Raw genomic sequence first — 14,805 nt, 5'->3', positions numbered from 1 at the left:
CTTCGCAAGCCGGACATAAGCCTGTGTCTTGAATCACTTATGGTCGTGGCGTCAGGATGTGAGTTGCGGCGAGTCGTCAACGTTTGGGCGGGATCGGCAGCCGGGTACTTGCGCGAACCGCCCGGCACGTGTGGACTACGCCCAATGCCCCGCGTACGCGCGAGGCGATCAAGACAATTTCTGCAGGATGACAGGAGGCAATCCGTGAGCGCGACCGCGGACCACGCGGAGGAGCGGACCAATCCGGCCGCCAGGCTGGGTTTCGAGCCCGGGCAGGTGGTCCAGGAGATCGGCTACGACGACGATGTGGATCAGGAGCTGCGTGAGGGCATCGAGGAGCTCACCGGCACTGAGCTCGTCGACGAGGATTACGGCGACGTGGCCGATGCCGTGGTGCTGTGGTTCCGAGAGGACGACGGCGACCTGACCGACGCGCTCGTGGACGCCACCACGATGATCGACGAAGGTGGCTCGCTCTGGCTGCTGACCCCCAAGACGGGGCGTGACGGCTACGTGGAGCCCAGTGACATCGGCGAGTCCGCGACGACCGCCGGTCTGTCCCAGACCAGGAGCATCAGCGCCGGGAAGGACTGGAGCGGCAGCCGCCTGGTCACCCCGAAGTCCGCTCGCTCGGCCAAGCGCTGACGTCGTCGGTGGCCTCGTCCCGAGGCCATGGCGAGAGCCCCCATCCGACGACGGTCGGGCGGGGGCTCTGCGCGTAGGGTGGACGCGATCTGTCGAGCTGTTGCGAAGGGACGTCGGCACATGGCCGTGGAGGTCGGCGCGAAGGCGCCGGAATTCGCGCTGCGGACCCAGCACGGCGAGCTGGTGACGCTCTCGGAGTTTCGCGGTGAGAAGAACGTCGTGCTGGTCTTCTACCCGTACGCCTTCACCGGTGTGTGCACCGGCGAGCTGACCGCGCTCCGTGACGAGCTGCCCACGTTCGTCAACGACGACGTCCAGCTTCTGGCGGTCTCCAGCGACTCGCTGTTCAGCCTGCGCGTCTTCGCCGAGCGGGAGGGCCTCGGGTTCCCGTTGCTCTCCGACTTCTGGCCGCACGGCGAGGTGGCCTCGGCCTACGGCGTCCTCGACCAGGACCGGGGCTGCGCGCTGCGGGGCACCTTCGTGATCGACAAGGAGGGTGTGGTGCGCTGGTCGGTCGTCCACGGCCTGGCCGACGCCCGCGACCCGCGGGAGTACGCCACGGCGCTCGCGCGGCTCTAGACCCTCCGGGCGCCCCGCCACGGCCGAGCGGGCCGGCGGATCAGGCGCGACACCCCCGGCGGGCGACGCACGGTCGTACCGCTGGCGGGGAACCGCTCACTAGGATCAAAACGTTGATCCGATGGCAACCGTATGACGGGGGCACGATGTGCTCCTGACGAAACTCACCCGGGAGGACTCGTGGGAGTCAGCCTCAGCAAGGGCGGCAACGTCTCGCTGACCAAGGAAGCCCCTAACCTGACCGCCGTTATCGTCGGTCTCGGCTGGGACGCCCGTACGACCACGGGCACTGACTTCGACCTCGACGCCAGCGCGCTGCTGGCCAACGCCGAGGGCAAGGTCGACAACGACGCGAACTTCGTCTTCTTCAACAACCTGAAGAGCCCCGACGGCTCCGTCGAGCACACCGGTGACAACATCACCGGTGAGGGCGAGGGCGACGACGAGCAGATCAAGGTGAACCTGGCCGGTGTCCCGGCTGACGTCGCCAAGATTGTTTTCCCGGTCTCGATCTACGACGCCGAGACCCGCCAGCAGAGCTTCGGCCAGGTGCGCAACGCGTTCATCCGCGTCGTCAACCAGGCCGACAACGTCGAGCTGGCCCGCTACGACCTGAGCGAGGACGCCTCGACGGAGACCGCGATGGTCTTCGGCGAGCTGTACCGCAACGGTGCCGAGTGGAAGTTCCGGGCCATCGGCCAGGGGTACGCGTCGGGCCTGCGCGGCATCGCGCAGGACTTCGGCGTCAACGTCTGACCGGCACGTTCGTCGTAGCGCATCCGGCGCCGCACACCCCCGGCCTTCCGGCGGGGGCCCGACTCACCCCGGGAGTGCGGCGCCGGACGCCTTGGGGCCGCTGGACACAGCGGGCACAACGAGCACAACGAGTAGAACGAGCAGTACTGGCGTGACCTGTGGGGCGTGCAGTACGAGTAGTGCGGTGGTGCAGCGCGAGCCGTACCCAGCGCCGTGACATCGGGGAGGACACAAGAACATGGGCGTAACGCTCGCCAAGGGAGGCAACGTCTCCCTCTCGAAGGCCGCGCCGAATCTCACCCAGGTGCTGGTGGGGCTCGGCTGGGACGCGCGCTCCACCACCGGCGCGCCGTTCGACCTCGACGCCAGCGCGCTGCTGTGCCGGTCGGGTCGGGTGCTGGGGGACGAGTACTTCGTCTTCTACAACAACCTCAAGAGCCCCGAGGGCTCCGTCGAGCACACCGGCGACAACCTCACGGGCGAGGGTGACGGCGACGACGAGTCGCTGATCGTGGACCTGTCCAAGGTCCCGACCGAGGTCGACAAGATCATCTTCCCGGTCTCCATCCATGACGCCGACGCCCGGGGCCAGAGCTTCGGGCAGGTGAGCAACGCGTTCATCCGCGTGGTCAACCAGGCCGACGGCAGCGAGTTGGCGCGCTACGACCTGAGCGAGGACGCGTCGAGCGAGACGGCGATGATCTTCGGCGAGGTCTACCGGTACGGCGGCGAGTGGAAGTTCCGTGCCGTCGGTCAGGGGTACGCGTCGGGTCTACGCGGCATCGCTCTAGACTTCGGGGTCAACGTTTCGTAAAACCGCGCACGAGCGCGCGGGGGACCCCTCACACACGATTGGGTGGCCAGTGCTCCTGAGAACCTTCGGCTGGTCCTTCGGCGTAACCGCCGCGGGACTCGCCTGTGCCGCGATCTTCTGGGGCTGGGAGGCGTTCGCGATCGTCGCGATCCTCTCGGTCCTGGAGATCTCGCTGTCCTTCGACAACGCGGTCGTCAACGCCGGCGTGCTGAAGAAGATGAACGCCTTCTGGCAGAAGATCTTCCTCAGTGTCGGCATCATCATCGCCGTGTTCGGTATGCGACTGGTCTTCCCCGTCGTCATCGTCGCCGTCACCGCCCAGATGGGGCCCATCGAGGCCGTCAAGCTGGCGATGAACGACGCCGACAAGTACGAGCAGCTGGTGACGGACGCGCATCCGGCCATCGCCGCCTTCGGTGGCATGTTCCTGCTCATGATCTTCCTCGACTTCATCTTCGACGAGCGTGAGCACCAGTGGCTCGGCTGGCTTGAGCGTCCGCTGTCGCGGCTGGGCAAGATCGACGGGTTCTCGGTGTGCGTGGCCCTGATCGTGCTGCTGGTCGCGGCGACGACCTGGGCCGAGACGGCCGCCCAACACGGCGGCGGGCACGTGGACAAGGCGGCGACGGTGATGCTCTCGGGCATCGCCGGCCTGATCACGTACCTGATCGTCGGCGGACTCTCTGGGCACTTCGAGAACAAGCTCGAAGAAGAGGAGGAGCGCGAGCAGGAGGCCGAGGAGGAGGCCCGGAAGGCGGGCAAGGAGCCGACCATGGTCGGCCTCGCCGGCAAGGCCGCGTTCTTCATGTTCCTCTACCTTGAGGTGCTGGACGCGTCGTTCTCCTTCGACGGTGTGATCGGCGCGTTCGCGGTCACCAACCACATCTTCTGGATGGCGCTCGGCCTCGGCATCGGTGCCATGTACGTCCGGTCGCTCACGGTCTACCTGGTCCGCCAGGGCACCCTGGACGACTACGTCTACCTGGAGCACGGCGCGCACTACGCGATCGGCGCGCTGGCCGCGCTGCTGCTGGTCACCATCAAGTGGCACATCCACGAGGTCATCACCGGTGGCATCGGCGTCGCGTTGATCGCCGGTTCGTTCTACTCCTCCGTGCTGCGCAACCGTCGCCTGGCGGCGGAGGGCGACGGCTCGGCTGGCTCGAACGAGAAGTCCGAGGTCACCTCCGGAGTGTGACCCGGGCTCGGATGCGGAACGCTTCTACGGGGCGGGCCACGAGGTGACACCTCGTGGCCCGCCCCGTGTCAGTGTGGAGTGACTCGACATGGGGGTGGGTGCGATGCCGTTGTGGAACGGCTGGGGACAGGGCGCGCGACAGGTCTTCGACAGCGGTGGCGCCTCCGGCGCGATCGAGCTGACCCGGCGCAATCCGACGATCTCGCTGACCAAACAGGGCGCGGCCACCGGCAACCTGCGGGTCAACCTCTCCTGGCAGATGCGGACCACCGACTTCAACGCCAGGCCGCGCCGCAAGCTGTGGCGCAACCCGCTCCAGATGTTCAAGCCGGAGATGGTGCAGACGCAGGGGCCGGCGATGGTCAACGTGGACCTCGACCTGGCGTGCATGTACGAGATGCAGAGCGGCAGCAAGGGCGTGGTGCAGCCGCTGGGCGACTTCTTCGGATCGCTGAACGAGTCGCCCTACGTCCACCTCAGCGGTGACGACCGGTTCGGCTCGGGCTCCGGCGAGACCGTGTACATCAACCTGGACCACAAGGACGACTTCAGCCGGCTGCTGGTCTTCGTCTACATCTACGACGGCACGCCCGCCTTCGACCGCACGCACGGGGTGGTCACGCTCTACCCCAGCAGCGGACCGCGCATCGAGATCACCCTCGACGAGCGGGCCCCGCAGGCGCGCTCGTGCGCCGTGGTGCTCATCGAGAACATCAAGGGCGAGATCGTGGTGCGTCGCGAGGTCAAGTACGTCTACGGCTTCCAGGCCGAGCTCGACCGGCTCTACGGCTGGGGGCTCCAGTGGGGCCGGGGCTACAAGAAGGCCAAGGCCTGAGCGGGCCTCCCGGCGCGCCGGGGCCGGGCGCTCAGTGACGCCGCTGGAACTGCGGTCCCTGCGGGGGAAGTTGGAACGTCTGCTGCGGTGCCACCGGCTGGGGGTGCTGCGGGTAGCCGTACGCCGGGTGCTGCGGATAGCCGTAGGACGGCTGTCGCGGCGGCACCGGGGGGTGTGGTGGCTGGCCGGCCCACTGGGGGTCGTGTCGCCCGCCGTGCCCGCCGACCGGCGCGTAGGAGGGCGCGGCCACGGGCTGGGGCGGGGCGGTCGGGGAGACGGACGGCGGCGCTGTCGGCGGCGCGGGCGGGGGCGGCGGGAAGCCGTAGCCGCCCACCGGCGGTGGGGGCACCGGGCCCGGCACGGGCGCGGTCACCCCGTTCGGGTCGCTGCCGGGGTGGGGCGCGGGAGCGGCGGGCTCCGGCGCGGCGGACGCCTCGGAGTCGTCCACCGAGATGCCGAACTCCGTGGCGAGGCCGACCAGGCCCGAGTCGTAGCCCTGGCCGAGCGCGCGGAACTTCCAGCGGTCGCCGCGCCGGTAGAGCTCGCCGCAGATCAGCGCCGTCTCCTCGCCCGTCTCGGCGACGACGTCGAAGGCCGCGAACGGCTCGGCCCCGTCAGGCGCCGCGCTGTCGTACAGCCGCAGGGACAGGTCGCGGACCCGGCCGAAGGGGCCGCCGTCGGCGGAGGCGGCGAGCACCACGCGGTTCACCCCCTCGTCCAGGGGCGCCAGCTCGGCCTCGATGGTGTCCGTGAGGCTCTCGGTGAGCCGCTTCTTGGGCAGGTGCCGCACGAGCCCGGAGGGGTGGCGCGGCTGGTTGTAGAAGACGAAGTCCTCGTCCGAGCGCACGTGCCCGTCGGCGCCGAGCAGCAGGGCCGAGGCGTCCACGTCCGGTACGTCGGGCCCCGGTGTCCACCGCAGCACCGCCCGTACGGCCGTCGCCGGCAGCGGGATGTTCGACCCCTTCGACATCGCGTGCGTCATGGTGGCAATCCTGCCCTCCCGAGGGGGGCGGGAACAACGCGGGGGTTACGCGATGACCATCTCGGCGCTACGGGGAGCGAGTACACCCTGCGTACGTGTGTGAGTTACCGGACTTTCACGTACTTGGGGAACTCTTGACCTGCATGGGTCGTACGATTATCGGCCACGCTTCCGGCCAGTCGGGCCGTCGGAGGGCTGCGGCAGCTTTGGGAGTTACATGCGTCATTTCGGATATCTGTCGGCAGAAGTGCGGAAGGACCTCTTCCACCGCGAGCCCGCCGAATTCACGCCAGACGCGCCGGCCGGCACCCTCGCCGTCGCGCTCGGAGCCACTCTCTACAGCCCCGCCACACGCCTCAACCTTGCCGATGCCATCGTCAAACAGGCAGGTCGAGGCGTGGTTTCCATGGTGCTGTGCCTGGAGGACTCGATCGACGACAGCGAGGTGGCGCAGGGCGAGGAGAACCTGGTCCAGCAGTTCGCGACGCTCGCCGCACGCGAGGACGACGCGACGCTGCCCCTGCTGTTCATCCGGGTCCGGGCCGCCGAGCAGATTCCCGACCTGGTGCGTCGACTCGGTGAATCGGTGCGTTTGCTGTCTGGTTTTGTACTTCCCAAGTTCACCGAGGAGCGGGGCGTACCGTTCCTGGAGGCGCTGGTCTCCTGCGGCCCGGCCCTGGACCGGCGGCTGTACGCGATGCCGGTCCTGGAGTCGCCCGAGCTGCTCCACCTGGAGTCCCGCGCGGAGACGCTGGGCGGCATCGCCCGCACCGTGGACAAGTACCGGGACCGGGTGCTGGCCCTGCGGCTGGGCGTCACCGACTTCTGCTCCGCCTACGGGCTGCGCCGGGCGCCCGACATGACGGCCTACGATGTGCAGTTGGTCGCCTCCGTCATCGCGGACGTGGTCAACGTGCTCGGTCGCGCGGACGGCACCGGGTTCACCGTGACCGGCCCGGTGTGGGAGTACTTCAAGCCGCACGAGCGGATGTTCAAGCCGCAGCTTCGACGCAGCCCCTTCACCGGCGAGGCCGAGGCGCTGCGGACCGCGCTCATCGAGCACGACATGGACGGACTGCTGCGCGAGATCGAACTCGACCGCGCCAACGGCCTCCAGGGCAAGACCTGCATCCACCCCACCCACGTGGTCCCGGTGCACGCGCTGTCGGTCGTCAGCCACGAGGAGTACAGCGATGCGGTCGACATCCTCCAGCCGCAGCGGCTGGGCGGCGGGGTGCTGCGCTCGGCGTACACCAACAAGATGAACGAGGTGAAGCCGCACCGCGCCTGGGCCGAGCGCACGCTGTTGCGTGCCGAGGTCTTCGGGGTGGCGCGCGCCGGAGTGGGCTTCGTGGAGCTGCTCTCGGCGGGACTGCCCCCGGCCGACTGAGGCCCCGGGGCGCGGCGGGTGTGGTGCGGGCGGAAGCGATGACGTGTGACGTGGGTGGGCAGGAGTGGACGACGGAGTGGGGCAGCGCGTGATGTGGTCGGGTCAGTGGGTCGCGGACCAGCTCGGTGTCGGTCTGGACGACGCGCCGGACGGTGCGCCCGGGGCGGTCGCCGACGGGGGAGCGGCGGACGGCGGCGGGGACGTGGCGGGCGGGCGGCTGCGCGAGTTGCTCGGGCTCGCGCTGCGCCGCAACCCGCGCCGGGCGCATCTGCTGGTCTCCAACGTCCTGGGCAAGCACGTGCCGCAACGGCCCGATGTCGTCTACGGGGCCGGAGTGCGGCTCGGCGAGCGGGTGCGCGCGCTGCTCGGTGAGGCGGACGCGGCGCGCGCGGTGGTGCTCGGCTACGCGGAGACGGCGACGGGGCTCGGCCACAGCGTGGCGGACGGACTCGCGCTCGCCCCGTACCTGCACTCGACGCGCCGACCGGTGGCCGGCGTCGCGCCGGTGGGCGGCTTCGAGGAGGAGCACAGCCACGCCACCTCGCACCTGCTGCTGCCCGAGGACCCCGAACTGCTGGCGGGGGACGGCCCGTTGGTGCTGGTGGACGACGAGTTCTCCACCGGTCGCACGGTGCTCAACACGATCCGTACGCTGCACGACAGGTTCCCGAGGGACCGGTACGTGGTGGTGGCCCTGGTGGACATGCGCTCGGCCGCCGACCGCGCCGAACTGGAGCGCTTCGCCGCCTCGCTGGGTGCCCGGGTCGACCTGGTGGCCCTCGCGGCCGGCACGGTGCGGCTGCCCGCCGACGTACTGGCCCGTGGCCAGGCCCTGGTGGCCGCGCACGAGGCGGGCACCGGCGCCACGGGGACGGGCGTGGAGCCCGCGGGGTCGGCCGGAGCCGGGACCGGCGCGCCCGCGCGCGATCCCCTCGGCGCCGCACGTTCCACCGACGGGTCCGCGCCGGCCGCCGGCGCGGGCCACCCCGCCGCCGTGCGGGTCGAGCTGGACTGGCCCCGGCAGCTGCCCGACGGCGGCCGACACGGCTTCACGCCCGCGCACCGGCGCACCCTGGACGCCGCGCTGCCCGAGATGGCGCGGCGCCTCGCGCGGGCCCTGCACCCACGGGAGGCCGCCCCCGGGACTACCGTGACCCCGGCGTCCTCCGTGACCCCGACGGCCCGTGCGGACGCCCGCGCGCCACGCGTGCTCGTGCTTGGCTTCGAGGAACTGATGTACGCGCCGCTGCGGCTGGCCGACGCGCTGCGGGCGGAGTTCGCGCGGACGGCCGGCGCGGTGGCGGCCGACACCGGCGACGCGGGGGCCGCCGGTGCCACGGGGGCCGCCGGTGGTACGGGGGTCGGCGGCCCAGGCGCGGTGCCCGAGGTGCGGTACTCCACCACGACCCGCTCGCCGGTCCTCGCGCTGGACGACCCCGGCTACGCCATCCGCACCCGCCTCACCTTCCCCGCGCACGACGCGCCGGCCGACGGACCCGGCCCGCGCTTCGCGTACAACGTGGCACCCGGTCTCGACCCGGGGCGCGGCTTCGACGCCGTCCTCCTCGTGCTGGACTCGACCGCCGACACGGCCGCCCTGCACGCGCCCGGCGGACTGCTCGACGTGCTGGCCGCGCACACCCGACGGCTGGTCCTCACCGTCCTGCCGTCCTACGTCCCGAACGGCGCGAGGTCCGAGCCCACCGGCCCGACCCCGCGCGCCGCCACCCGGCCCGAACCCGTTCGGCCCGGCCCCGTCCGCCCGGTGCCCGCCACGGCCCCGGCCGCCCCGTCCCGTACCTCCCCAGCCCCCCGCACGCCAGGCGGCGTGCCCGACCGACAGGCGTCACCCATGCACGAGCCGCTTCGCGGGCCCGACTTCTCCTCGTACGCCGCCGACGAGGTCGGCTGGCTGCTCCAGGACTTCTCCGCGGTGACGTTGGAGGCGCCGACCGAGGAGCGCGAGGAGGCGATCCAGGGCGGCGGGGCGCACTACGCCGAGTCGCTGCCCATCGAGTACCAGCCCAGCGCGGCCTACCAGGACCTGTTCCGGTCCGCGCTCCAGACCTCGGCCGCGCGCATCGCGCGAGCCGTCGGGGCCGTCACCGAGACGCTGCTGGCCGAGCACCACCTGCGGCCCGGGCGCGGCCCCGCCTCGCGCCCCGTGCTGGTCTCGCTGGCCCGCGCGGGCACGCCCGTCGGTGTGCTGATGCGCCGCTGGGCCCAGCACGCGCACGGCGTCGACCTGCCCCACTACACCCTGTCCATCGTGCGCGGCCGGGGCATCGACACCGCCGCGCTGCGCTGGCTGGCCCGCCACCACGACCCGGCCGACGTCGTCTTCGTGGACGGCTGGACCGGCAAGGGCGCCATCACCCGCGAACTGGCCACCGCCATCGCGGAGTTCGAGGCGTCCGAGGAGGCGGAGGGCGCGCGCGGCTTCGACCCGCGCGTCGCCGTGCTGGCCGACCCCGGGGGGTGCGTGGCGACCTACGGCACCCGGGACGACTTCCTGATCCCCTCCGCGTGCCTGAACTCCACGGTCTCCGGGCTCGTCTCGCGCACCGTGCTGCGCGCGGACCTGGTGGGGCCCGGCCAGTTCCACGGCGCGAAGTTCTACCGCGAACTGGCCGACGTCGACCTGTCCGCGGTCTTCCTGGACACCATCACCGCCCGCTTCGCCGAGGTGGCCGACGCCGCCGCCCGGGACGCCAAGGAGTTCGCCGCCGCCGACCGGGCTCCCACCTGGGCGGGCTGGGCCGCCGTCGAGCGGATCAGCGAGGCGTACGGCATCCATGACGTGAACCTCGTCAAGCCGGGCGTCGGCGAGACCAGCCGGGTGCTGCTGCGGCGTGTGCCGTGGAAGGTCCTGGCGCGCCGGGGCGCCGGTCCCGACCTGGACCACGTGCGCATGCTGGCCGAGCAGCGCGGCGTACCGGTGGAGGAGGTCGACGACCTGCCGTACACCTGCGTCGGGCTGATCCACCCGCGCTACACGCGCGGCGCGACCGGCGCCGACGGTCGGGCGGTGACCCGATGAGCGCCCCCACCGCCGGCACGGCCGCCGGCCCCGTACTGGTCGCCAGCGATCTGGACCGGACGCTGATCTACTCGGCCGCCGCGCTCGATCTGGACATGCCCGACGCGCGGGCCCCGCGCCTGCTGTGCGTGGAGGTCTACCAGGCCAGGCCGCTGTCGTACCTGACCGAGACCGCCGCCGCCCTGCTGACCGAACTGGCCACCTCCGCCACCTTCGTCCCGGCCACCACCCGCACCCGCGAGCAGTACGGACGCATCCACCTGCCCGGTCCGCCGCCGCGCTACGCGGTCTGCGCCAACGGAGGCCACCTGCTGGTGGACGGCGCGAGCGACGCCGACTGGCAGCGCACCGTACGCCGCACGCTGCGCGAGACCAGCGCCGGCCTCGCGGAGGTGCGCGCCCACCTGCTGGCCACCGCCGACCCGGCCTGGCTGCTGAAGGAGCGCGTCGCGGAGGACCTGTTCGCCTACCTGGTGGTCGAGCGCGCGCTGCTGCCCGAGGGCTGGGTACGCGAGCTGACCGACTGGGCCGACCAGCGCGGGTGGAACGTGTCCCTCCAGGGCCGCAAGGTGTACGTGGTGCCGCGCCCGCTGACCAAGAGCGCCGCCGTCGCTGAGGTGGCGCGGCGTACCGGGGCCCGGCGGGTGCTGGCGGCCGGCGACGCGCTGCTCGACGCGGACCTGCTGCTCGCCGCCGACCAGGGATGGCGCCCGGGCCACGGCGAGTTGGCCACGGCCGGCTGGACGGCGCCGCACGTGACCGCGCTCGCCGCGCGCGGGGTCGCCGCCGGCGAGGAGATCCTGCGCGCGTTCCACAAGGCGGCGGACGGGGCCTGACGGGGCCCGCCACGGCGGGGTGCGGGGCCGCGGCGCCCCACACTCCGCCCCCCGCACCCCGCCGCTCAGCCGCGCCGGCGGCCCCGGCCCGGCCGCACCAGCCGGAGGGCGACGAAGACGAGGACGGCCAGGGCGGCGGCGGCCAGCACGCCCTTGGAGTAGACCGAGACGTAGTCGGACACGTCCTCCCAGTTCTCTCCCAGGGCGTACCCGGCCAGCACGAACGCCGTGTTCCACAGCAGGCTGCCGAGTGTGGTCAAGGCGGTGAAGGCGGGCAGCGGCAGCCGTTCGACGCCCGCCGGGATCGAGATGAGACTGCGGAAGATGGGGATCATGCGGCCGAAGAACACCGCCTTGGTGCCGTGTCGGACGAACCACCGTTCGGTCCGGGCGACGTCGGCCGCCTTGACCAGCGGCAGCCGCTCGGCGAGCGCGACCACCCGGTCCCGGCCGAGCAGCGCGCCCACCCCGTACAGCGCGAGCGCCCCCACCACCGATCCGGCGGTTGTCCAGACCAGTACGGCCAGCAGGTTCATGTCGCCCTGGCTGGCCGCGAACCCGGCGAGCGGCAGGATCACCTCGCTGGGCAGTGGTGGGAACAGGTTCTCCAGCGCGATGGCGAGCCCCGCGCCCGGCGCTCCCAGGGTGTCCATGAGACCGGTTGCCCAGTCGGTGATGCGATCCGTCATGCCCGGAACGCTAGAAACGGGGCCCCGCCCGGGACCATGGGGTGCGCCGCCCGGCCCGCGTACCGCCCTCCACAAGCACGACCTGCGGAAATCCTCAGTGTGCCGGGCCGGGGCGGGCGACTAGCGTGCCCGCCATGGGCCTGTGGGTGCGGCGCGGACTGCGCATATCGGTGGGGATCGTGATCGGCGGCGGCACGGCCGTGGTCGGCCTGCTCTACGCCGCGCTCAGCGGTCTGGCGCTGCTGTGCGTGTTCGCCTGGCCGCGCGCCCGGCAGGTGGTGCTGGGCGTGGTGGCACGGGGCGCGCGGCGGCTGGCGTGGTGGGAGCGGCGTCGCCTCGCGTACTTCCTCGGCGTCGAGATCGGCTTCACCTTCGGCGGCAGCCAGGCGCTCGGGTACCTGGCCGTGCGCTGGCTGTTGGCCCTGGTCGGCTGCCTGGTCGTGTTCTCCGTCCTGGTCGGCGCCGCGTACGGGTCGCTGCTGGTCTGGGGCTGGTACATGTTCAACGACCACAACCGGCTCGCCCAGGTCTCCTCCGCCGTCGGCGGGCTGTTCCTGCTCTTCCTCGCCGCCCAGAGCCTGTTCGGCGTCGTCTCCCTGGAGCAGCGGCTGGCCTGGTACTTCCTGGGCGTCCACCCACAGGAGGACCTGCACCGGCGGATCGAGGAGCTGGCCAGCAGCCGGGCCGGCGTGGTCGCCGCCGTCCACGACGAACGCCGCCGCATCGAACGCGACCTGCACGACGGCGTACAGCAGCGGCTGGTGGCCCTTGGCATGCTGCTCGGCCGGGCCCGCCGGGGCCAGGACCCCGAGCGCACACACGCCCTGCTCGCCCAGGCGCTCGCGGAGAGCCGGCAGGCACTGGACGAACTGCGCGAGGTCGCCTGGCGGGTGTACCCCACGGTGCTGGACGAGGCGGGACTGCGAGCCGCCCTGGAGACCGTCGCCGAGCGCTCCGTACTGCCCGTACGGCTCGACTACGGGCTGCCGACCGAGCCCGATACGGCGGTCCGCGCGGTGGCCTACTTCGTCGTCAGCGAGGCCGTCACCAACGCCGTCAAGCACTCCGGAGCCCGGCACGTGCACATCGCCCTCACCCGCGCCCCCGCCGACCCGGTGGCCCCGGCCTCCCCGGCGCGACCACGGCCGTCGGCCGGGCCCCCGGGCCCGCCCCGCCGCGCGGCCGGGCCCGACACCGGCGCGGACCCGCACCCGCCGCTCGTCCTGCGGGCGCGCATCACCGACGACGGCTCCGGCGGCGCCGACCCGACGGGCAGCGGCCTGCTCGGGCTCGCCCGCAGGGTCGCGGCCATCGACGGCACCCTGCGGGTGGACAGCCCGCCGGGCGGCCCCACCACCATCACCGCGGAGTTGCCGTGCGCGTAATCCTGGCCGACGATTCGACACTGCTGCGCGAGGGCCTGGTCCGGCTGCTCGCCGAGGAGGGGCACGACGTCGTCGCGGCGGTCGGCGACGCCAGCGCGCTGCTGCGCGCCGTGGACGCGCACCCGGCCGACGCGGTCTGTGTCGACGTCCGCATGCCGCCCACCCACACCGACGAGGGCCTGCGCGCCGCCCTGGAGATCCGCGCCCGCCACCCCCGGCTCGGGGTGCTCGTGCTGTCCCAGTACGTCGAGAAGCGCTACGCCACCGAACTGCTCACCGGCGAGATGACCGCCGGCGGCGGGGGCGTGGGCTACCTGCTCAAGGACCGGGTGATGCAGGTGGACGAGTTCCTGGACGCCCTGGAACGCGTCGCCGCCGGGCAGGCCGCCTTCGACCCCGAGGTCGTGCGCCAGCTCCTGGCACGCAGCACCCACGCGGACCCGCTGGCCCGGCTCACCGAGCGCGAACGCGAGGTGCTCGGCGAGATGGCCCAGGGGCACGCCAACGCGGCCATCGCGCAGCGGCTGCACGTCTCGCGCAGCGCCGTCGAGAAGCACATCAACGCCATCTTCGACAAGTTGGGGCTCACCGGGTCCGCCGGCTACAGCCGCCGGGTGCTTGCCGTGCTCCGCTACGTGGGTAGTTAAGGCAGGATCGCGCCGGGCGGCACGCGGTGCCACGCGGCGCGCTCGTTCGCGGTGGCGACCCCGCTCGCGCGCGCCGTCGCCGCCGCGATCACGTCAGGGCACGTCAGGAGCACATCGGGAAAAGCTGTCGCACCGTGGGAAGTTAGGGGAAGGTTCTCCATGGCTGATTCCAAGCGTCCGGCGCCGTCGACCGCGCTGCACGCGTACGTTCTGGCGCACAACCCTCCGCTCGACCCCGTCCAGCGCGAACTCATCGAGGACACCCGGGCGCAGCAGCCCGAGCACGCGGAGATGCAGATCGCGCGGGAGCAGGGGGCCCTGCTCGCGTTCCTGGTCCGGCTGATCGACGCCCGCCTCGTGGTGGAGATCGGCACCTTCACCGGCCTGTCCGCGCTCTGTATGGCGCGGGCGCTGCCTCCCGAGGGGAGGCTGATCGCCTGTGACGTCTCCGAGGAGTGGACCGCCCGGGGACGCGCGGCCTGGGAGAAGGCCGGCGTCGCCGACCGTGTCGACCTGCGCGTGGCACCCGCCCTCCAGACGCTGCGCGCGCTGCCCCGCGAACCCCACATCGACCTGGCGTTCATCGACGCCGACAAGCAGGGGTACCTGGGCTACTGGGAGGAACTGGTGCCCCGCATGCGCACCGGCGGGCTGATCGCCGTGGACAACGTCTGCTACGGCGGCCAGGTCGTCGACCCGGACACCGCGTCGGCCAACGGCGCCGCCATCCACGCCTTCAACGAGTACGTCCTGGCCGACTCCCGGGTGGACTCGGTCATGCTGGAGATCGCCGACGGGCTGACCCTGGCCCGCCGGGGGTAGCCGCCGCGCGGCGAGCGGTGGCCCGCCCCGCCGCCGGCCCACCGCCCGCCGCGCCCGCGTGCCCCGCCGCGCCCGCGTGCCCCCCGGCGCCCCCGCGTCCCACCGCGTTCGCCTGTCTCCCGCACGCGCGCGGCCTTCGCCGCCGTGCCCACCCGCCTCGTCCGCGCCCCCGTGTCCGTCCGGCGTG

Annotated in this window: 14 protein-coding genes; 12 read left to right on the top strand and 2 right to left on the bottom strand. The window is 72.4% G+C overall.

Annotation, left to right across the window (positions count from 1 at the left end; all coding sequences use genetic code 11):
* Positions 1-204: 204 nt before the first annotated feature.
* The 6 genes from ACFVFR_RS12390 to ACFVFR_RS12365 all read left to right on the top strand — a co-directional run bounded on the left by ACFVFR_RS12390 (position 205) and on the right by ACFVFR_RS12365 (position 4,827).
* A complete protein-coding gene (locus ACFVFR_RS12390; RefSeq protein ID WP_383700233.1) occupies positions 205-645 on the top strand; it encodes a DUF3052 domain-containing protein in 441 nt (146 codons plus the stop codon).
* A gap of 120 nt (positions 646-765) precedes the next feature.
* Positions 766-1,224 carry a peroxiredoxin gene (locus ACFVFR_RS12385; protein ID WP_383700231.1) on the top strand — a complete coding sequence of 153 codons (459 nt, stop codon included), beginning with the start codon at positions 766-768 and terminating at the stop codon, positions 1,222-1,224.
* Positions 1,225-1,404: 180 nt separating this feature from the next.
* The gene (locus ACFVFR_RS12380; protein WP_383700229.1) at positions 1,405-1,980 is read left to right on the top strand and encodes a TerD family protein; all 576 of its coding nucleotides are present in this window, start codon (positions 1,405-1,407) and stop codon (positions 1,978-1,980) included.
* 238 nt (positions 1,981-2,218) lie between these two features.
* The gene (locus tag ACFVFR_RS12375; protein ID WP_383700227.1) at positions 2,219-2,794 is read left to right on the top strand and encodes a TerD family protein; all 576 of its coding nucleotides are present in this window, start codon (positions 2,219-2,221) and stop codon (positions 2,792-2,794) included.
* Between the two features lie 49 nt (positions 2,795-2,843).
* Positions 2,844-3,992, top strand: coding sequence for a DUF475 domain-containing protein (locus ACFVFR_RS12370; protein ID WP_383700225.1), 1,149 nt, complete (start codon positions 2,844-2,846; stop codon positions 3,990-3,992).
* Between the two features lie 103 nt (positions 3,993-4,095).
* Entirely contained in the window at positions 4,096-4,827 is a 732-nt protein-coding gene (locus ACFVFR_RS12365; protein ID WP_383700224.1) for a Tellurium resistance, read from the top strand.
* Positions 4,828-4,858: 31 nt separating this feature from the next.
* On the opposite strand, the gene ACFVFR_RS12360 is transcribed toward ACFVFR_RS12365, so the two are convergent.
* Positions 4,859-5,809, bottom strand: a complete 951-nt coding sequence (locus ACFVFR_RS12360; protein ID WP_383700222.1) for a TerD family protein — start codon at positions 5,807-5,809, stop codon at positions 4,859-4,861.
* 217 nt (positions 5,810-6,026) lie between these two features.
* Here ACFVFR_RS12360 and ACFVFR_RS12355 point away from each other — a divergent pair, with 217 nt between their 5' ends.
* The 3 genes from ACFVFR_RS12355 (at position 6,027) to ACFVFR_RS12345 (ending at position 11,075) form a co-directional block, all read left to right on the top strand.
* Positions 6,027-7,199: an HpcH/HpaI aldolase/citrate lyase family protein gene (locus ACFVFR_RS12355; RefSeq protein ID WP_383700220.1), complete on the top strand. Its 1,173-nt coding sequence runs from the start codon at positions 6,027-6,029 to the stop codon at positions 7,197-7,199.
* A gap of 91 nt (positions 7,200-7,290) precedes the next feature.
* Positions 7,291-10,239 carry a phosphoribosyltransferase gene (locus ACFVFR_RS12350; protein ID WP_383700380.1) on the top strand — a complete coding sequence of 983 codons (2,949 nt, stop codon included), beginning with the start codon at positions 7,291-7,293 and terminating at the stop codon, positions 10,237-10,239.
* The gene (locus ACFVFR_RS12345) at positions 10,236-11,075 is read left to right on the top strand and encodes an HAD family hydrolase (protein WP_383700218.1); all 840 of its coding nucleotides are present in this window, start codon (positions 10,236-10,238) and stop codon (positions 11,073-11,075) included. Before ACFVFR_RS12350 ends, ACFVFR_RS12345 begins: the two co-directional genes overlap by 4 nt.
* A gap of 65 nt (positions 11,076-11,140) precedes the next feature.
* On the opposite strand, the gene ACFVFR_RS12340 is transcribed toward ACFVFR_RS12345, so the two are convergent.
* Positions 11,141-11,764, bottom strand: coding sequence for a DedA family protein (locus ACFVFR_RS12340; RefSeq protein ID WP_383700216.1), 624 nt, complete (start codon positions 11,762-11,764; stop codon positions 11,141-11,143).
* 134 nt (positions 11,765-11,898) lie between these two features.
* Between ACFVFR_RS12340 and ACFVFR_RS12335 the strand changes: the two genes are divergently transcribed.
* The 3 genes from ACFVFR_RS12335 to ACFVFR_RS12325 all read left to right on the top strand — a co-directional run bounded on the left by ACFVFR_RS12335 (position 11,899) and on the right by ACFVFR_RS12325 (position 14,618).
* Positions 11,899-13,149 (top strand): histidine kinase, encoded by a 1,251-nt coding sequence (locus ACFVFR_RS12335; RefSeq protein WP_383700214.1) that lies wholly within the window; start codon positions 11,899-11,901, stop codon positions 13,147-13,149.
* Positions 13,140-13,796, top strand: a complete 657-nt coding sequence (locus tag ACFVFR_RS12330; protein WP_383700212.1) for a response regulator — start codon at positions 13,140-13,142, stop codon at positions 13,794-13,796. Before ACFVFR_RS12335 ends, ACFVFR_RS12330 begins: the two co-directional genes overlap by 10 nt.
* A 159-nt stretch (positions 13,797-13,955) precedes the next feature.
* Complete coding sequence (locus tag ACFVFR_RS12325) at positions 13,956-14,618, top strand: O-methyltransferase (protein ID WP_383700210.1); 663 nt, start codon at positions 13,956-13,958, stop codon at positions 14,616-14,618.
* Positions 14,619-14,805 lie beyond the last annotated feature (187 nt).

The organism is Streptomyces sp. NPDC057702 (genome assembly GCF_042799315.1).
GTDB lineage: Bacteria > Actinomycetota > Actinomycetes > Streptomycetales > Streptomycetaceae > Streptomyces.
This window is presented reverse-complemented; position numbering and strand designations above follow the sequence as displayed.